This window comes from Actinacidiphila rubida (assembly GCF_900110255.1).
Lineage (GTDB): Bacteria > Actinomycetota > Actinomycetes > Streptomycetales > Streptomycetaceae > Actinacidiphila > Actinacidiphila rubida.
In genome coordinates this window covers 77,993-96,156 of the sequence record NZ_FODD01000019.1, presented here as the reverse complement: position 1 = coordinate 96,156, position 18,164 = coordinate 77,993, and the positions used below count along the sequence as shown (strand labels likewise).

General features: G+C 74.6%; 18 protein-coding genes. 9 read left to right on the top strand and 9 right to left on the bottom strand.

Annotation, left to right across the window (positions count from 1 at the left end; genetic code table 11):
* Positions 1 to 24 precede the first annotated feature (24 nt).
* Positions 25 to 1,410, top strand: a complete 1,386-nt coding sequence (locus tag BMW99_RS19930; protein WP_075017256.1) for an FAD-binding protein — start codon at positions 25 to 27, stop codon at positions 1,408 to 1,410.
* 55 nt (positions 1,411 to 1,465) lie between these two features.
* Complete coding sequence (locus BMW99_RS19925) at positions 1,466 to 2,221, top strand: decaprenylphospho-beta-D-erythro-pentofuranosid-2-ulose 2-reductase (protein WP_075017255.1); 756 nt, start codon at positions 1,466 to 1,468, stop codon at positions 2,219 to 2,221.
* Between the two features lie 25 nt (positions 2,222 to 2,246).
* On the opposite strand, the gene BMW99_RS19920 is transcribed toward BMW99_RS19925, so the two are convergent.
* Positions 2,247 to 2,825: a 2'-5' RNA ligase family protein gene (locus tag BMW99_RS19920; protein ID WP_069466288.1), complete on the bottom strand. Its 579-nt coding sequence runs from the start codon at positions 2,823 to 2,825 to the stop codon at positions 2,247 to 2,249.
* 191 nt (positions 2,826 to 3,016) lie between these two features.
* On the bottom strand, positions 3,017 to 4,030 hold the full coding sequence (gene trpS, locus BMW99_RS19915; RefSeq protein WP_069466289.1) for a tryptophan--tRNA ligase: 1,014 nt from the start codon (positions 4,028 to 4,030) through the stop codon (positions 3,017 to 3,019).
* Between the two features lie 264 nt (positions 4,031 to 4,294).
* Between trpS and rocD the strand changes: the two genes are divergently transcribed.
* Both rocD and BMW99_RS19905 read left to right on the top strand, forming a co-directional pair.
* The gene (gene rocD, locus BMW99_RS19910) at positions 4,295 to 5,542 is read left to right on the top strand and encodes an ornithine--oxo-acid transaminase (protein ID WP_069466290.1); all 1,248 of its coding nucleotides are present in this window, start codon (positions 4,295 to 4,297) and stop codon (positions 5,540 to 5,542) included.
* A 230-nt stretch (positions 5,543 to 5,772) separates the two neighbouring features.
* Positions 5,773 to 6,636: a hypothetical protein gene (locus BMW99_RS19905; protein WP_075017254.1), complete on the top strand. Its 864-nt coding sequence runs from the start codon at positions 5,773 to 5,775 to the stop codon at positions 6,634 to 6,636.
* Between the two features lie 57 nt (positions 6,637 to 6,693).
* On the opposite strand, the gene BMW99_RS19900 is transcribed toward BMW99_RS19905, so the two are convergent.
* Positions 6,694 to 7,203, bottom strand: a complete 510-nt coding sequence (locus BMW99_RS19900; protein ID WP_079138842.1) for a carboxymuconolactone decarboxylase family protein — start codon at positions 7,201 to 7,203, stop codon at positions 6,694 to 6,696.
* Between the two features lie 49 nt (positions 7,204 to 7,252).
* Here BMW99_RS19900 and pdxR point away from each other — a divergent pair, with 49 nt between their 5' ends.
* From pdxR to BMW99_RS19880, 4 genes are all read left to right on the top strand, one after another.
* The gene (gene pdxR, locus BMW99_RS19895; RefSeq protein WP_069466080.1) at positions 7,253 to 8,719 is read left to right on the top strand and encodes a MocR-like pyridoxine biosynthesis transcription factor PdxR; all 1,467 of its coding nucleotides are present in this window, start codon (positions 7,253 to 7,255) and stop codon (positions 8,717 to 8,719) included.
* Between the two features lie 350 nt (positions 8,720 to 9,069).
* Entirely contained in the window at positions 9,070 to 9,447 is a 378-nt protein-coding gene (locus BMW99_RS19890; RefSeq protein WP_069466081.1) for an IPT/TIG domain-containing protein, read from the top strand.
* A gap of 23 nt (positions 9,448 to 9,470) precedes the next feature.
* Positions 9,471 to 9,821: an iron chaperone gene (locus tag BMW99_RS19885; RefSeq protein ID WP_245791545.1), complete on the top strand. Its 351-nt coding sequence runs from the start codon at positions 9,471 to 9,473 to the stop codon at positions 9,819 to 9,821.
* 206 nt (positions 9,822 to 10,027) lie between these two features.
* Positions 10,028 to 10,528: an Ig-like domain repeat protein gene (locus tag BMW99_RS19880; RefSeq protein ID WP_079138843.1), complete on the top strand. Its 501-nt coding sequence runs from the start codon at positions 10,028 to 10,030 to the stop codon at positions 10,526 to 10,528.
* A gap of 94 nt (positions 10,529 to 10,622) precedes the next feature.
* Here the strand turns inward: BMW99_RS19880 and BMW99_RS19875 are convergent, their stop codons facing one another.
* The 4 genes from BMW99_RS19875 to BMW99_RS19860 all read right to left on the bottom strand — a co-directional run bounded on the left by BMW99_RS19875 (position 10,623) and on the right by BMW99_RS19860 (position 14,875).
* On the bottom strand, positions 10,623 to 11,612 hold the full coding sequence (locus tag BMW99_RS19875; RefSeq protein WP_069466083.1) for a malate dehydrogenase: 990 nt from the start codon (positions 11,610 to 11,612) through the stop codon (positions 10,623 to 10,625).
* Positions 11,613 to 11,803: 191 nt separating this feature from the next.
* Complete coding sequence (locus tag BMW99_RS19870; RefSeq protein WP_075017253.1) at positions 11,804 to 12,667, bottom strand: helix-turn-helix domain-containing protein; 864 nt, start codon at positions 12,665 to 12,667, stop codon at positions 11,804 to 11,806.
* A gap of 932 nt (positions 12,668 to 13,599) precedes the next feature.
* A complete protein-coding gene (locus BMW99_RS19865; RefSeq protein ID WP_069462953.1) occupies positions 13,600 to 14,034 on the bottom strand; it encodes a DUF3017 domain-containing protein in 435 nt (144 codons plus the stop codon).
* A complete protein-coding gene (locus BMW99_RS19860) occupies positions 14,024 to 14,875 on the bottom strand; it encodes a bifunctional methylenetetrahydrofolate dehydrogenase/methenyltetrahydrofolate cyclohydrolase (protein WP_069462954.1) in 852 nt (283 codons plus the stop codon). Before BMW99_RS19860 ends, BMW99_RS19865 begins: the two co-directional genes overlap by 11 nt.
* Before the next feature lie 166 nt (positions 14,876 to 15,041).
* Between BMW99_RS19860 and BMW99_RS19855 the strand changes: the two genes are divergently transcribed.
* The gene (locus BMW99_RS19855; protein ID WP_069462955.1) at positions 15,042 to 15,758 is read left to right on the top strand and encodes an RDD family protein; all 717 of its coding nucleotides are present in this window, start codon (positions 15,042 to 15,044) and stop codon (positions 15,756 to 15,758) included.
* Positions 15,759 to 15,894: 136 nt separating this feature from the next.
* Here BMW99_RS19855 and purH read toward each other — a convergent pair whose 3' ends face one another.
* On the bottom strand, positions 15,895 to 17,487 hold the full coding sequence (purH, locus tag BMW99_RS19850; protein ID WP_069462956.1) for a bifunctional phosphoribosylaminoimidazolecarboxamide formyltransferase/IMP cyclohydrolase: 1,593 nt from the start codon (positions 17,485 to 17,487) through the stop codon (positions 15,895 to 15,897).
* On the bottom strand, positions 17,484 to 18,083 hold the full coding sequence (gene purN / locus BMW99_RS19845) for a phosphoribosylglycinamide formyltransferase (RefSeq protein ID WP_245791554.1): 600 nt from the start codon (positions 18,081 to 18,083) through the stop codon (positions 17,484 to 17,486). Before purN ends, purH begins: the two co-directional genes overlap by 4 nt.
* Between the last annotated feature and the right edge of the window lie 81 nt (positions 18,084 to 18,164).

Below are 18,164 nucleotides of genomic sequence, written 5' to 3'. Positions count from 1 at the left end.
GCTTCGCGGCGCTACGGTCGCGGTATGGCCGTCCTCCCCCCAGCGCCCGACACCGCCCCGGCCCCGACCCCGGTGAGCGGCTGGGGCCGCACCGCGCCCACCGCGGCCCGGCTGCTGCGGCCCGCCTCCTACGAGGAGGCCGCGGCGGCCCTGCGGGAGGCCGCGCACAGCGGGCGCGGCGCCATCGCCCGCGGGCTCGGCCGGGCCTACGGCGACGCGGCGCAGAACGCGGGCGGGGCCGTGCTCGACATGACGGGCCTGGACCGCATCCACGAGATCGACGCGGTCAACGGGCTGGTGGTGTGCGACGCCGGCGTGTCGCTGCACAAGCTCATGCAGGTCCTGCTGCCGCTCGGCTGGTTCGTGCCGGTCACCCCCGGGACCCGTTACGTCACCGTCGGCGGGGCGATCAGCGCCGACATCCACGGCAAGAACCACCACGTGTCCGGCTCGTTCAGCCGCCACGTGCGGGCCCTCGAACTGCTGACCGGCGACGGCGAGACCCGGCTGGTCACCCCGCAGGACGAACCCGAGCTGTTCTGGGCCACCGCCGGCGGGATGGGCCTGACCGGGGTCATCCTGGCCGCGACCGTCGAACTGCTGCCGGTCCGGACGTCCCTGATGCGGGTCGACACCGAACGCGCCGCCGACCTCGACGACCTGATGGCCCGGCTGGCCGCCAACGACCACCGCTACCGCTACTCGGTCGCCTGGATCGACCTGCTGGCCCGCGGCGCCCGCACCGGCCGCGCGGTGCTCACCCGCGGCGACCACGCCCCGCTGGACGCGCTCGGCGCCGCCGCCCGCCGCGACCCGCTGGCCTTCCGGCCCGGCCGCCTCCCGGCGCCGCCCCGGATGATCCCCGAGGGCCTGCTGACCCGCCGCACCGTCGGCGCGTTCAACGAGTTCTGGTACCGCAAGGCCCGCACCGGCAGCGGCCGCCTCCAGCGGCTCTCCACGTTCTTCCACCCGCTGGACGGGGTGCCCGACTGGAACCGCATCTACGGCCGCGGCGGCTTCGTCCAGTACCAGTTCGTGATCGGTTACGGCCACGAGGAGGCGCTGCGCAGGATCGTGCGGCGGATCGGCGCCCACGGCTGCCCGTCGTTCCTCGCGGTGCTCAAGCGGTTCGGGGACGGCGACCCGGGCTGGCTGTCCTTCCCGATGCCGGGATGGACGCTGGCCCTCGACATCCCCGCCGCCATGCCAGGACTCGGGGCGCTGCTGGACGAGCTCGACGAGGAGGTGGCCGCCGTGGGCGGCCGCGTCTACCTCGCCAAGGACTCCCGGCTGCGCCCCGACATGCTCGCGCGGATGTACCCGCGGCTCGACGACTTCCGCGAGCTGCGCGCCCGGTACGACCCGCACGGCGCCCTCACGTCCGACCTCGCCCGGCGCCTCGCCCTGTGAGACCCGCGCCGGGCGTCCGGAGGGCGGGGCCGCGACCGACCAACTGGAGGACCTCGTGAAAGACGCGTTCGGCGCTCCCCAGACCCTGCTGCTGCTCGGCGGCACGTCCGAGATCGGGCTGGCCACCGCCCGCCGGCTGATCGCCCGCCGCACCCGCCGGGTCTACCTGGCCGGGCGCCCCTCCCCCGCCCTGGAACAGGCCGCGCAGGACCTGCGGGCGCTGGGCGCGGAGACCATGACGGTGGCCTTCGACGCGCTGGAGCCGGACACGCACGAGGAGGTCCTCGGCAAGGTCTTCGCCGACGGCGACATCGACACCGTGCTGCTCGCCTTCGGTGTGCTCGGCGACCAGGCGCGCGACGAGCAGGACCCGGCCGCGGCGGCCCGGGTCGCGCAGACCAACTACACCGGGGGGGTCTCCGCCGCCCTGGTGTGCGGCACGGCCCTGCAGCACCAGGGCCACGGCTCGCTGGTGGTGCTCTCCTCGGTGGCCGGCGAGCGGGCGAGGCGGTCGAACTTCATCTACGGCAGCAGCAAGGCCGGCCTGGACGCGTTCGCACAGGGCCTCGGTGACGCGCTGCACGGCTGCGGCGTGCACGTCATGGTCGTCCGGCCCGGCTTCGTCCGCACCCGGATGACCGAGGGCCGCCGGGAGGCTCCCATGGCCACCACCGCGGACGCGGTCGCCGAGGCCGTCGAGGCGGGCCTGCGCCGCCGCACGGAGGTCGTCTGGGTGCCCGCGGCCCTGCGCCCGGTGATGGCCGCCCTCCGCCTCATGCCCCGCCCCCTCTTCCGCCGCCTGCCGCTGTAGGCGGCGGACCGGCCCGGACGGACCGTCAGAGGCTCGAACCGGCGCGGATGCCCAGCTGTTGGGGGAGGACGGGGCGCTCCTCGGCGCCGAAGGGGTAGTCGCGCAGTTTGCGCCACACGTCGTCGGCACCCTGCTCGTAGAGGGCGAAGCCGCCGGCCGTCCAGGAGGCGGTGAAGGCCGCCAGCTCGGCCTGCGCGCGGTCCATCGCCGCGTCGGCGATGCCGTGCGCGACGGTGACGTGCGGGTGGTACGGGAACTGCAGCTCGCGCTCCACCGGGCCCGAGCGCACGGCCTCCTGCAGCCCTGCGCACTCCACCGTGCCCTCGGCGACCCGCACGTAGACCACGGGCGACAGGGGGCGGAAGGAGTCGGTGCCGTCGAGCCGCATACGGAAGGAGCGGCTCCCGGCGGCGACCCGCGACAGGTGCAGGCCGAAGCGGGGCAGTTCCGGGATCGCCACCTCGGTCGGCGGCAGCAGCGTGATGTGGGTGGGAATGGCGTACGCCGCGGGATCGCCGAAACCGGCCCGGCGCTCTTGCAGCAGCCGCCCGTACGGCTCAGGGACCGCGATGGACACGCCGATCGTGGTGCTGTCCGCTGCCACGTGCGTTCACCCCTTCCCAGTTCACTCCCGGGCCGTCCGGCCACTGCCCGCCGTACGGCCGTCCGGCGCGGCCGGTCACTTCGGTCACGCCGGGGCAAGCCACCCCGTCTCAGTGTCGCGCGCGCACGAGCCCGCCGGGAGCGACTTCCGTCACAGCCCCGCGGGCCCCTCCTCCCGGGCGGCCCGGCCGGTCAGTGCTTGGCCGGCAGGAACCCGATCCGGTCGTACGCGGCGGCCAGCGTCTCCGCGGCCACCGCACGCGCCTTCTCGGCCCCCTTGGCCAGCACGGAGTCCAACGTCTCCGGGTCCCCCAGGTACTCCTGCGTCCGCTCGCGGAACGGCGTGACCCAGGCCACGAAGATCTCCGCGAGATCGGTCTTCAGCGCACCGTAGCCCTTGCCGGCGTACCGCTCCTCGAGTTCCGGGATTGTGGTACCGGTGAGGGCCGAGTGAATCGTGAGCAGGTTGCTCACGCCCGGCTTGTCCGCCTCGTCGAACCGGATCACCGTGTCGGTGTCGGTCACCGCGCTCTTGAACTTCTTCGCCGACACGTTCGGCTCGTCCAGCAGGTTGACCAGGCCCTTCGGCGTGGCAGACGACTTGCTCATCTTCGCCGACGGGTCCTGGAGGTCGTAGATCTTGGCGACCTCCCGCACGATGTGCGGCGCGGGGACGGTGAAGGTGTCCCCGAAGCGCGTGTTGAAGCGCTCCGCCAGGTCGCGGGTCAGCTCGATGTGCTGGCGCTGGTCCTCGCCCACCGGAACGGCGTCCGCCTGGTACAGCAGGATGTCGGCGACCTGCAGGATCGGGTACGTGAACAGGCCGACGGTGGCCCGGTCCGCGCCCTGCTTCGCGGACTTGTCCTTGAACTGCGTCATCCGCGAGGCCTCGCCGAACCCGGTCAGGCAGTTCATCACCCAGCCGAGCTGCGCGTGCTCGGGCACGTGGCTCTGGACGAACAGCGTGCACCGGTCCGGGTCCAGGCCCGCGGCCAGCAGCTGCGCCGCGGCGAGCCGGGTGTTGGCACGCAGCTCCGCCGGGTCCTGCGGCACGGTGATGGCATGCAGGTCGACGACCATGTAGAACGCGTCGTGGGTCTCCTGCAGCGCCACGTACTGGCGGATCGCACCGAGGTAGTTGCCCAGGTGGAAGGAGCCGGCGGTGGGCTGGATGCCGGAGAGTGCGCGGGGACGTTCAGAGGCCATGCGCCCATTCTCTCAGGTGCGGGCGCGCCCTCCACACCCCTGTGCGGGCCTGCCGGAACCGGCGCCCGCCCGGCCGATCGCCCGAAAGGTTTCACGTCACCGCGGACGAGCGACGATAGAACCGACGGACACGGCGGACAGGGGCACCACCCCGGCCGCGTCGTGGGCAGGCCGGCAGGCCGGCAGGCCACCGTCACCCGGGCCTCCCGCTCACCGGGGCGTCCGCCCTGGGTCCTCCCGACGCACGACGAACGGAGTACGCACGTGACCACCACTTCCGGTACCCCCACCACCCCCGGGGACACCGCGGCCACCGCCACCGACCGCCAGATCGCGGCCGCCGAGGCGCACAGCGCGCACAACTACCACCCGCTGCCCGTCGTGGTCGCCACCGCCGAGGGCGCGTGGATGACGGACGTCGAGGGCCGCCGCTACCTCGACATGCTCGCCGGGTACTCGGCGCTCAACTTCGGCCACGGCAATCCGCGGCTGATCGCCGCCGCCAAGGCGCAGCTCGACCGGGTCACCCTCACCTCGCGGGCCTTCCACCACGACCGGTTCGCCGCGTTCTGCGCGGAGCTGGCCGAGCTGTGCGGCATGGAGACGGTGCTGCCGATGAACACCGGCGCGGAGGCGGTCGAGACCGCGATCAAGACCGCGCGGAAGTGGGGGTACCGGGTCAAGGGCGTGCCCGACGGGCGGGCGAGGATCGTGGTGGCCGCCGACAACTTCCACGGCCGCACCACGACGATCGTCAGCTTCTCCACCGACCCCGAGGCCCGTGCGGACTTCGGGCCGTACACACCCGGCTTCACGATCGTGCCGTACGGCGACCTGGCGGCCGTGGAGGCCGCGGTCGACGACGACACGGTCGCCGTGCTGCTGGAGCCGATCCAGGGCGAGGCCGGCGTGCTCGTGCCGCCGCCCGGCTACCTGGCCGGGGTGCGGCGGCTCACCACCGAGCGGAACGTGCTGTTCATGGCGGACGAGATCCAGTCCGGGCTCGGCCGCACCGGCCGCACCTTCGCGTGCGAGCACGAGGACGTCGTGCCGGACGTGTACGTGCTCGGCAAGGCGCTCGGCGGCGGCGTGGTGCCGGTCTCGGCGGTCGTCTCCTCCCACGACGTGCTCGGGGTCTTCAAGCCCGGCGAGCACGGGTCCACCTTCGGCGGGAACCCGCTGGCCTGCGCGGTCGGCCTGGAGGTGATCGCGATGCTGCGGACCGGGGAGTACCAGGAGCGGGCGGCGGAGCTGGGCACCCACCTCCACCGCGGGCTGGCCGCGCTCACCGGTTCCGGCGTCACCGAGGTCCGCGGCCGCGGGCTGTGGGCCGGCGTCGACATCGACCCCGCGCTCGGCACCGGCCGCGAGGTCTCCGAACGGCTGCTCGCCCGCGGCGTCCTCGTCAAGGACACCCACGGCTCCACGATCCGCCTGGCGCCGCCGCTCGTGATCACCAAGGAAGACCTCGACTGGTCTCTCGACCAGCTCCACAGCGCGCTCCCCCGCTGACTTCCCCCTCCCCCAGGAGCATGGGCCCGCCCTTCACCCGCACAGGGCGGGCCCGAAAACACCTCACCCCCTCCCGGGGCGCGAGCCCTCCCACCTCCGGCCGGCACGCGCCCTTCGCCCCCACGGGGCGAACCCCGAGGAGAGGTCCGCGCCCCGGGGTGGGGGCCCGCCGTTGGGCGGCTATCCGTGGGGGGAGCCGGACCGTCGTAGGGTGAACCGTGCTCTTGGGGATGATCGCGGCGCTCGGCGCCAGCCTGTGCTTCGGTGTGGCCTCGGTGCTGCAGGCCGTCGGCGCGCGGGCGGCCGCGCCCGGGACGGGCTCCGGCGTGGACACCCGCCTGCTCGCCCGGGCGCTGCGGCAGTGGACGTACCTGATGGGCCTCGCCGTGGACGGCGTCGGCTTCCTGCTGGAGCTGGTGGCGCTCCGCGCCCTCCCCATCTACGCCGTCGGCGCGGCCATCGCCTCCAGCCTCGCGGTGACCGCGATCACCGCGAGCCGGATGCTGCACACCTCGCTGTCCCGCCAGGAGTGGTCGGCCGTGGGCGCGGTGTGCGGCGGCCTCGCACTGCTGGGGGTGTCCGCGGGTGCGGAGGGCACCAGCCACGGCGGCACCGCCCTGCGCTGGTCCACGCTGGCCGCCGCGGGCGCGGTGCTGCTCATCGGCATGGCGGCGGGCCGCCTGTCCGGTACGTGGCGGGCCGCGGTCCTCGGTCTGGGCGCGGGCTTCGGCTTCGGCATCGTCGAGGTCGCGGTGCGCCTCATCGACGGCCTGTCCCCCGCGGCCCTGTTCGGCAACCCGGCCCTGTACGCGCTGCTGCTCGGCGGCGGCGCCGCGTTCCTGCTCCTGACGTCCGCGCTGCAGCGGGGCTCGGTGACCGTGGCGACCGCGGGGATGGTGATCGGCGAGACGATCGGCCCGGCGCTCGTCGGCGTCCTCGCGCTCGGCGACAAGACCCGGCAGGGGTGGGGCCCGGTCGCCATCGCGGGGTTCGTGCTCGCCGTCCTGGGCGCGCTGGCCCTCGCGCGCTTCGGCGAGGTCGCCCCCGCGCGCGAGGAGGCCGGCGGGACGGGCGAGACCGGCGAGGCCGACTGAGAGCCGGAACGCCGTGCCCGCGCCGGTCCGGCGTCAGCGGATCAGCAGGTCGGCGGATCAGTCCCGGACCGCCGGCGACAGCCGGCACGTCACGCCGATCCGGTTCCACGCGTTCATCGTCACGCACATCGCGATCAGCCGCGGCAGCTCGTCCTCGTCGAAGAGCGCCGCCGCCTCGTCGTAGGCGGCGTCCGGCACGCCGTGCGCGCCGAGCTCGGTGACCGCCTCGGCCAGCGCGAGCGCGGCCCGCTCGCGCGCGGTGAAGAACGGCGTCTCGCGCCACACGGTGACGCCGTACAGCTTCTGCTCGGACAGGCCGTGCGCCCGCGCGTCCGCGCTGTGCTTGTCGACGCAGAACGCGCAGCCGTTGAGCTGGGAGACGCGGATGCGGACGAGCTCGCGCACCACCGGGTCGAGTCCGCGGGCGGCGGCCTTGTCCAGCGCGAACATCGCCTGGTAGAAGTCCGGCGCCCGGTCCATCAGGTCGATCCGGCGCGGCGGCGCGGGAACAGGTGCCCCGGCCGAGGCGGCCCCGGCGGACTTGGTGCTTGCGGAGATCGTCGTCATGGCACCACCGTAGAGGCACAGTGGCTCTGCCCCGTGGTCCACTTGACCTATGAACGGATGGGCCATTTCCGACCGCGGCGGCGACTACGACCTGCTGCTCGACCTGGCGGGCCGCCACTCGCGCGCCGCGCTGGAGGGCGCGCTGCGCGAGGCGGTCCGCGACGGGCGGCTCGCGCCCGGCAGCCGGCTGCCGTCCAGCCGCGTGCTGGCCCGCGACCTGGGCGTGGCCCGCAACACCGTCGCCGACGCGTACGGGCAGCTCGTCGCGGAGGGCTGGCTGACCGCGCGCCAGGGCTCGGGCACGTCCGTCGCGGAACGCCCGGCCCCGCGCCGCCGGCCCGCGGCCGACCTGGCGGGCGCGGGCGCCGCGGAGGGGCCGCGGACCGGGCGCGCCGAGCTGGTGCCGTTCGCCACCAGCCTGCCGTACGTGCTGTGGCCGGGCTCCCCCGACCTGTCGGCGTTCCCCCGCACCGCGTGGACGGCCGCCGCCCGGCGCGCGCTGAACGCCGCGCCGAACGAGGCGTTCGGCTACGCGGACCCGCGCGGCCGGGTCGAGCTGCGCACCGAACTGGCCGGTTACCTGGCCCGCGTCCGGGGCGTGCGCACCGATCCGGACCGGCTGGTGGCGTGCTCCGGCTACGTCCAGGCGGTGGGCCTGCTGGCGCGGGTGCTGCGGGCCCGCGGCGCGCGGACGGTGGCCGTGGAGGAGGCGGGGCTGCCGGACCTGCACACCCTGCTGCGGTCCCACGGGCTGGGGGTGCTGCCGCTGCCCCTCGACGCCGACGGCGCCCAGGTCGCGCCGCTGGAGCGGGCCGGGGCCGACGTGGCGGCGGTCCTGCTCACCCCGGCCCACCAGTTCCCGATGGGCGTGCGGCTCTCCCCCGAGCGCAGGACCGCGGTGACCGCGTGGGCGCGGGCCACCGGCGGGCTCGTCGTCGAGGACGACTACGACGGCGAGTTCCGGTACGACCGGCAGCCCGTCGGGGCGCTGCAGGGCCTGGCCCCCGACCACGTCGTCTACGCCGGGACCGCCAGCAAGAGCCTGGCACCGGCCCTGCGGCTGGCGTGGATCGCGGTGCCGCCGCATCTGCTGGAGGCGGTGGTCAGGGAGAAGCGGCTGGCGGACCACCAGTCGCCGGTGCTGGAGCAGTTGACGCTCGCGGAGTTCATCGCGTCCGGCGGCTACGACCGGCACGTGCGCAGGATGCGGCTGCACTACCGGGAGCGCCGGGACCGGCTGGTGGCCGCGCTCGCCGAGCGGGTGCCGGGCGCCCGGGTCTCGGGGATCGCCGCCGGACTGCACGCACTGGTCGAACTGCCGCCCGAGGCGGGCCCGTTGGACGCCGTGATCACCCGCGCCCACCGGCGGGGCCTGGCGCTGGGCGGGCTGCCGACCTTCGGCGCGCCGGCCGACGCGCCGCCCGCCCTCGTCATCGGCTACGGCACCCCTCCGGAGCACGCGTTCACCGGCGCGGTGGACCTGCTGTGCGAGGTGCTCGCGGAGTCCGTGGGCTGACGCATCCGCGCGCCCACGTTCCACGCGCCGCCCGAAAGCGCCTGCGCACACCGCGAGCGCTCCGCCAAACGGTTGAACCGGCACCCTTTCCCTGGTGGCGGCATCACCCGGATGGCTTAATGCCAGTGGCGGCGTCCCCGGGCGGCGGTCCGGCTCCGGACCCCGTCCCCGCACGGCGCCCGTGCACGCCGTCCCGTGCACGCCGTCCGCGCCCGTCACGACGTGCGCGGACCCGTCACCGCCAGTGGCCCGGAACGCCGGCGCGCACCCGGCCGGAACGCCGCCCGTGGACCGCCCCCACCGGTCACTGCTCGGACATGCCGCGCATTCCGGGTGAGGAGGACTCCCGCATGCCCATCAGCCCGAACCAAGGCCCCACCAGCGGCGGCACGACCGTCACCGTCACCGGCGTCAACCTGGCGAACGCCACCGCCGTCCACTTCGGCGACCGCCTCGCCACCGTCGCGGCCAACACGCCCACCTCGGTCAGCGTCGTCCCGCCCGCGGGCACGGGCGTCGCGGACGTCACCCTGACCGGCACCGGGCTGACCACGACGACCGCCGTGCGCTTCGGCTCCGCGGCCGCCGCGTTCACCGTGGTCGCCGACACCACCGTGGCCGCCGTCGCCCCGGCCGGTGCGGCGGGTTCCGTCCCGGTGACCGCGACGACGCCCGGCGGCACCAGCAACGCGCTGACCTACCTGCGGGTCTCACCGCCCGCCATCTAGGGTCTGTCCTACGCTCGACCACCATGAGCCCCATGGACCCCGAGGTGCGGACGTACATCGACGGGATCGCCCCCGAGCACCGCCCGCTGTTCGACCGCGTGCACCGGCTGATCCTGGGGGCCTACCCGGAGGCGGAGGTGGTGCTGTCCTACGGCATGCCCACCTACCGGGTCGGCACCCGCAAGCTGCACGTGGGGGTGTGGCAGCACGGCGTCTCGTTCTACGGCTGGGACAAGGAACGCGCCGCCGGCTTCACCGCCCGCCACCCGGAGTTCCTCAGCGGCAGGTCCACCCTGCGCCTCCGCTCGAAGGACGCGGCCGCCCTGCCCGACGACGAGCTGACCGGCCTCGTCCGGGCCTCGCTGGAACCCTGACGCGGCGGCGGGCCGCGCCTCCCCACGTCACGCGCCGCCAGGGCGCGCGGGCCCGGACCATTCGGGTCAGCCGCTGACCCAGGTGGGTTCGGCCGGGCACAGACCTCCCCGAAAAGCCGCGAAACACACCATAAGGTCACGACGTCGCGGTCCGAACGGTGACGCGAACCCGCCCGTTCACCGGTCCCAACGAGGAGGCCACTGCAGTGAAAGCTTGGCGCGAAAGAAGAGCCGGACTCGTGGTCGTCCTCGCGGCGGCCGCCGCGGTGGTGTCCCTCGCCCCGCCGGCCGCCGCCGCCGACCCGTCGTCGACCAGCGTGCAGGCGTCGCCCGCGTCCGCGGCGGTCGACCGGCTCGTCACCCTCGACGCGACCGTGACGTGCGGCTCCGACCCCAGCGGGGGCCTCGGCGTGAGCTTCTTCGACGGCCCGAACCTGCTGGCGACCGCACCCGTCTCGGCCGACGGGCACTCCACCCTGACGACCGGCTTCACCACCACCGGGACGCACACGATCACCGCCGCCTACAACGGCGACGACGGCTGCAGCGCATCCAACGGCACCGCCGACGTCACGGTCTCGGACGCCCCGCCGCCGCCGGCCGGCACACCTGGGTGCCTGCTGTGCGGGCTCGTCGACTTCCACGTCGGCGACATCCACAACGAGGTCAACGTCAACGGCCACAACGTGACGAACGTCCACAAGTGAGCACGCGCGAGGGGCGCCACGCGTCGCGTGGCGCCCCTCGTCACGAACGGGCCGGCCGTGCGCCGGCCCGGCCGACCGGCTCGGATGAAGCGGCTCAGATGAGGCCGAGCTCGCGCACCGCGGCGCGCTCCTCCTCCAGCTCCTGCACCGACGCGTCGATGCGGGGGCGCGAGAACGCGTTGATGTCCAGGCCCTGGACGATCTCGTACGCGCCGTCCTTGGTGGTGACCGGGAACGACGAGATCAGGCCGGCCGGCACGCCGTAGGAGCCGTCGGACACGATGCCCATGGAGGTCCAGTCGCCCTCGGCGGTGCCGTTCACCCAGGTGTGGACGTGGTCGAGCGCGGCGGACGCGGCGGACGCGGCCGAGGAGGCGCCGCGGGCCTCGATGATGGCCGCGCCGCGCTTGGCGACGGTCGGGATGAAGGTGTCGGCCAGCCACTGCTCGTCGCCCACGACCTCGGCGGCGTTCTTGCCCGCGACCTCCGCGTGGAAGATGTCCGGGTACTGCGTCGCGGAGTGGTTGCCCCAGATGGTGAGGCGCTTGATGTCGGCGACCTGCACGCCGGTCTTCTTCGCGAGCTGCGCGATCGCGCGGTTGTGGTCGAGGCGGGTCATCGCGGTGAAGCGCTCGGCCGGCACGTCCGGGGCGTTGGACTGGGCGATCAGCGCGTTGGTGTTGGCCGGGTTGCCGACCACGAGGACCTTGATGTCGTCGGCCGCGTGGTCGTTGATGGCCTTGCCCTGCGGCTTGAAGATGCCGCCGTTGGCCGACAGCAGGTCGCCGCGCTCCATGCCCTTGGTACGGGGGCGGGCGCCGACCAGCAGCGCGACGTTGGCGCCGTCGAACGCGACGTTCGGGTCGTCGGTGATGTCGATGCCGCGCAGCAGCGGGAAGGCCGCGTCGTCCAGCTCCATCGCGGTGCCCTCGGCGGCCTTCAGGCCCTGCGGGATCTCCAGCAGCCGAAGCTTCACCGGCACGTCCGCGCCGAGCAGGTGGCCCGAGGCGATGCGGAAGAGCAGGGCGTAGCCGATCTGGCCGGCCGCTCCGGTGACGGTGACGTTGACGGGAGTGCGAGTCATTGCCTTCTCCTGGCCTTTGCTGCGGTGTGCTGCGGCGGGTTGCGGTCGCCCCGGCAGTGGCCCGAGCGGCCCTTCTCGTGGATCTCTCGGCGTCAAGAGAGCCATCCGTCAGGCTATCGCGCGCCGCCCGCCGCCCACACGCACGGTCGTGTGGTGACGGTCACCGGTCGCCCGCCGCCGGCCGGCGGGCCTCAGCCGAGGCACACGCCGAGGACGATCAGGCCGAGGCAGACGCGGGAGCTGCTGGGGCTGGGGGTGGGGCCGGACGGGCTCGACGGGCCTCCGGAACCGCCTCCCGCGGTGGTGGCGGGCGGGGCCGTAGTGGTGCCGCCACCGCTCTGGCCGCCGGTGCCCGGTGCGGACGGCGGTGCGGCGCCGGTACCACGCGGGCTGCCCGGCGAGGCGGACGGGCGCGACGTCGGGGACAGCGAGTCCATCGCGGGCGACGGGCGGTCGCCGCCGCGGGTGCCGGCGGACGGGCCCGCGGTGCTGGGCGTGCCGGTGCCGGCCGAACTCCCGCCGCCGGTACGGGTTCCGGAGCCGGACGGGCTCGGCCCGCGCTCCGGGACCGCGGGGCCGCCGGCCGTGGGCCCGGCCGTGCCGGGCGGGACGCGGCCGGTGCTCGGACCCGCGGTGAGCAGCACGGCGACGAGCGCGGCGACGGCGAGGGCGCCGACGGTCGCGAGCAGCAGCAGCCGGCGGCTGCGGCGCGGCAGCCCCTCCTCGGGGCTCAGCGGGTCGAGCGGGTCCGGCTGCGGCAGGGGCCGGCCGCGGCCACGGTCACCCGAGCCGGTCGCGGCTTTCTCGGCGAGCTTCCAGAGGGCGCCGATCCGGTCGTAGTCCGCGCCGCTGACCTGCGCCAGCACCTCCACGGCGTCCAGCGGGGGCAGGTGCCGTCCTGCGAACGCGCGCTCCCACGCGTCCGGCGGCTGCGCGGTGCGGGCCGCCAGCGCGGGAACGGTCAGGCCGCTGCGGTCCTTCATCCGGCGCAGCTGCGTCGCCAGGCGCCGCACGTCCACCGGGATGCGGTCCGCCAACGGCTCCCACTGCCCCACGCCGCCCCCTCCCGTCGCCCGACGGCCCCACGCTAGAGCCCCCACCCCCGCGGCCTTCTCTTTTTGCCCCACTCCCTCCGGCACAGCCCCCACCTGTGCTAGGCGCCCTCCCGGCGGGTCACCCGACGACGGGGTGCCCCCGGGGCTTGCCGGCCGTCCACCGGCCGGTGGGTGGCTCGGCTTCCGGGGTGCCACGCGCTGCGCGCTGCCGTGTGCCGCGCCGTCTCGGCTTGTCGCGCTGGGGGCACCTCCCGGCCGAAGGCTGGGGGACCCCGCGCCCGTACGGGGCTCGTCCAGCCCCTTGCGCATGCGTCGCCGTCGCACGGTTCGTCGTGGCTTGTCGCGCAGTTCCTCGCGCCCCTGGTGTGCGTGCCCTTTGTCCGTGGGGTCGGGGGCGCTCCGGAAGCGTCTCCTCGGAAATGTGCATACGGGTTCGTACGTATCCGCACCCGGGGACCACGCACATTTCTCTGCGGGGAGCACTTCCTCCCCACCCCCTCCCACTCACCCACCGTGCGGCGGGGGACATGGGACACGGCCAAGCTATGTCCTCCCGCAGACGGGGACCGGCCGGAAGGGGACGATCCGGGTGTGTCCCCGCAGAACTGTGCATCCACCCGCCCCACCGAACGGGAGAACGGTGCACGCACAGTTCGAGGAGACACACCCGGAGTGGCCCCTGACCCCACCCACGAACCTGCACCGCCAGGGGCGCGAGGAACTGCGCGACCAGCCACGACGAGACCCGCAGACGGCAGCGCGCAGCGCGAGGCACCCCGGAAGCCGAAGGGGGCGCGAGGTCCCCCAGCCTTCGGCCGGGGGGTGCCCCCAACGCGAGCAACCCACCACCGGCCGTGCGACGGCAACGGCGAACAAGGGGCAGGACGAGCCCCGGACGGGAGCGGAACGCGCGGCACCGCCGCCCGCAGGCGTCAGCGGACGCTGAAGTGGATGATGTCCTCGAGGAACGGGATGCGGATCAGCGGGTCGGGCTGGGCCATCAGCGCCAGGAGAAGAATCGCCAGCCCGAGGACGCCGTAGGTGAGCACGTCGGTGAAGCGGCTGCGCACCGCGAGCATGCCGACGTTGGTGACGACCCACCGCAGGCCCGCGCCGACGAGGAGCGCGACGGCCACGAGGATCGTGCCGGCGCGGAACGCCCCCGTCGCGGTGACGACGAGGCCGAGCGCCACACCGCCTATGACCACGAGGATCGGCCACTGCCGCGCCGGCGCCGGCGCGTCCCCGCCCGCCGCGCGCCCGCCGCCCTCGGGGCGCGCGGTGCCGCGGGTGACGGCCGGACGGCCGCCCGGCTCGCGGGGCGCGGAGTGGCGCCAGGCCGGCTCCGGCCGCGCGTCAGCCGACACGGCCCGCCGCCTCGACGACGTTCGCCAGCAGCATCGCCCGCGTCATCGGGCCGACCCCGCCGGGGTTCGGCGACAGCCATCCGGCGACCTCGGCCACCCCGGGGTGCACGTCGCCGACGATCTTGCCGTTCTCGTCGCGGCTGACGCCGACGTCCAGCACGGCCGCGCCCTGCTTGACGTCCTCGGGCTTGATGATGTGCGGCACGCCCGCCGCGGCCACCACGATGTCGGCCTGGCGCAGCTGCGCCGACAGGTCACGGGTGCCGGTGTGGCACAGCGTCACCGTGGCGTTCTCCGACTTGCGGGTGAGCAGCAGACCGATCGACCGGCCGACGGTGATGCCGCGGCCGACGACCACCACGTGCGCGCCGTTGATCTCCACGCCGTGGCGCCGCAGCAGTTCCACGATGCCGTTGGGGGTGCAGGGCAGCGGTCCGGGGATGCCGAGCACGAGGCGGCCCAGGCTCATCGGGTGCAGCCCGTCCGCGTCCTTGTCCGGGTCCATCAGCTCCAGCACCCGGTTGGTGTCGATGCCCTTGGGCAGCGGCAGCTGCACGATGTAGCCGGTGCAGGCCGGATCGGCGTTGAGCTCGCGGACGACCGCCTCGATCTCGTCCTGCGTCGCGGTCGCGGGGAGCTCGCGCTGGATGGAGGCGATGCCGACCTCGGCGCAGTCGCGGTGCTTGCCGGCGACGTACCACTTGCTGCCCGGGTCGTCGCCGACGAGCAGCGTGCCCAGGCCGGGCGTGATGCCGCGGGCCCGCAGCTGCTGGACGCGCTCGGTCAGCTCTGCCTTGATCGCGGCGGACGTGGCCTTGCCATCGAGAATCTGGGCGGTCATGACCCCATACTCGCGGATCGCCGGGGCGGGCGGCCAATCAGGTCCCGTCCGGTCCTCGGAACGGGCGGGTTTGTCCCTTGCGCCGCGCGCGGCGCCGGGACCACGATGTGCCGGTCCCCCCTCGGCTACGCCGCCGCCTCCGCCCCTCCGCTCGAAGGAACCGCACGTGAGCCAGCCCCCCGGTCCCGCGAACCCCTACGGGGAGCCGCAGCCGCAGCAGCCCTACGGCTACCCGCAGCAGCCGGCGTACCCGCAGTACCCGTACGGCCAGCCGGGCCAGCAGGGGCAGCCGGGGGCCTACCCGCCGTTCCCGCAGCAGGCGGGATACCCGCAGCAGGGCGGCTACCCGCCGCCGTACGGCGCGATGCCGCCGTACCCGGCGGCCCCGACGGGCATGCCGCCGCTGGCGAGCTGGGGTGCCCGGCTGGGCGCGACGCTGCTGGACGGCCTGATGGTCATGCTCGTGCCGTACGGCCTGTTCATGGCGGGGTACCTGCGGTTCTCCCTGAAGGTCGCGACGGCCTGGAAGCACTGCGACGACGTGGGGATCGCGCGTTCGGACTGCGCGAGGCCCGCGGTGCCGGCCAGCTCCATCGTGCTGATGCTGGTGGGCGGCGTGCTGATGTTCGCCGCCGGCCTGTTCCTCTGCTACCGCGAGGGCACCACCGGGCAGACGCCCGGCAAGCGCATCGTGGGCATCCGTCTGCTGCGCGAACGGGACGGCTCGACGCTCGGCTTCGGCCTGGCGTTCGGCCGCCGGCTGCTGCACGTCCTCGACTCCCTGTCCTGCTACCTGGGTTACCTGTGGCCGCTGTGGGACAGGAAGCGGCAGACGTTCGCCGACAAGTGCGTGCACACGGTGGTCATCAAGGACCCGCACTGACCGAGGGCCGCGCACGCGGACGGCCCGGCGAGGCCCGGAACCCGAACGGCCGGCGGCCGCATCCCCGCAACGGGGGTGCGGCCGCCGGCCGTTGGGCGTCCGGACGGGGCGCGGCCGGTGTGCGCCGGCCGCGCGGTCAGTGGAAGAAGTGGCGGGTGCCGGTGAAGTACATCGTCACGCCGGCCTTGGCGGCGGCCTCGACGACCAGCTCGTCGCGGACCGAACCGCCCGGCTGCGCCACGGCCTTGACGCCCGCCTCGGCGAGCACCTCGAAGCCGTCGGGGAACGGGAAGAACGCGTCGGAGGCCGCGAAGGAGCCGGCAGCGCGCTCGGCACCGGCCCGGGCGACCGCCAGCCGCGCCGAGTCGACCCGGTTGACCTGGCCCATGCCGACGCCCACGCTCGCGCCGTCCTTGGCCAGCAGGATCGCGTTGGACTTCACCGCGCGGCACGCCCGCCAGGCGAACGCCAGCTCGTCCAGCTCGGCCGGGGACAGCGCCTCGCCGCTGGCCAGCGTCCACGTCGCCACGTCGTCGCCGGGGGCCTGCAGCCGGTCCTTGACCTGGACCAGCACGCCGCCCTCGATCGGCCGGTGCTCCGTCTCCGCCCGCGGCGCGTCCGCGCAGCGCAGCACCCGGATGTTCTTCTTGCGGGCGAGCACCTCCAGGGCGCCGTCCTCGTAGCCGGGCGCGACGACGACCTCGGTGAAGATCTCCGCGACCTGCTCGGCCATGGCCACCGACACCGGCCGGTTCACGGCGATGACGCCGCCGAACGCCGACGTCGGGTCGCAGGCGTTCGCCTTGCGGTGCGCCTCGGCGACGTCCGTGCCGACGGCGATCCCGCACGGGTTCGCGTGCTTGATGATCGCCACGCACGGCTCGTCGTGGTCGTAGGCGGCGCGGCGCGCGGCCTCGGTGTCGACGTAGTTGTTGTACGACATCTCCTTGCCGTGCAACTGCTCCGCGCCGGCCAGGCCCGCGCCCGAGCCGTCGGTGTAGAGCGCGGCGCCCTGGTGCGGGTTCTCGCCGTAGCGCAGGATGCTCTGCCGCCGGTACGTCGCACCGGTGAAGTCGGGGAAGCCGCTGTCGCCGTCCGCCGCGTAGCCGTCGGCGAACCACGAGGCCACGGCCACGTCGTAGGCCGCGGTGTGCTGGAACGCCTCGGCGGCCAGCCGCTTGCGGGTGGTGAGGTCGAAGCCGCCGTGCTGCGCGGCGGCCAGGACGTCGGCGTACCGGGCGGGGCTGGTGACGACGGCCACCGAGGGGTGGTTCTTGGCCGCGGCGCGGACCATCGACGGCCCGCCGATGTCGATCTGCTCCACGCACTCGTCGTCGCTCGCGCCGGAGGCGACCGTCTCCCGGAACGGGTACAGGTTCACCACGACCAGCTCGAACGGCCGGACCTCGAGGTCTTCCAGCTGCTGCCGGTGGTCGGGCAGCCGCAGGTCGGCGAGGATGCCGGCGTGCACCTTCGGGTGCAGCGTCTTGACCCGGCCGTCCAGGCACTCGGGGAAGCCGGTCAGCTCCTCGACCTTGGTGACGGGCACTCCGGCGGCGGCGATGCGGGCCGCGGTCGACCCGGTCGACACCAGCTCGACGCCGGCCGCGTGCAGGCCGCGCGCCAGGTCCTCCAGGCCGGTCTTGTCGTAGACGCTGATCAGTGCGCGGCGGAAGGGCCGCTTCGCCTGTGCGTCCGCGGTGTCCGTGGTGGTGACGTCGGCGCTCATGCCGGGATCCGTACCTTTCGTCCTTCGATGCGGTAGCCGTCGCGCGACAGCCGCCCTACGACGTCGACGAGCAGCCGCCGTTCGACGTCCTTGATGCGCTCGTGGAGCGCGTCCTCCGTGTCGTCCTCGCGGACCTCGACCACGCTCTGCGCGATGACGGGCCCGCTGTCGACGCCGTCGTCGACGAAGTGGACGGTGCACCCGGTGACCTTCACGCCGTACGCGAGTGCGTCGCGCACGCCGTGGGCGCCGGGGAAACTCGGCAGCAGCGCGGGGTGGGTGTTGACCAGCCGCCCCCCGAACCTGGCGAGGAACGCCGCGCCGACGATCTTCATGAACCCGGCGGAGACCACCAGGTCCGGCGCGAACGCGGCCGTGGCCCGGGTCAGCGCCTCGTCCCAGCCGGCGCGGTCGGCGTGGTCCTTGACCCGCACGACGAAGGTGGGGATCCCGGCGCGCTCGGCCCGCTCCAGACCGGCGATGCCGTCGCGGTCGGCGCCGACGGCGACGATCCGCGCGCCGTAGTCCGGGTCGGCGGCGATCGCGTCGATCAGCGCCTGCAGGTTGGTGCCCGACCCGGAGACGAGCACCACCAGGCGGGCGGTGCGGTCCGGGGCGGCGGAGCCGTCGGCGGGGTCGGAGCTGCCGGAACCGTCGGTGCGGTCAGGGCGGGCGGG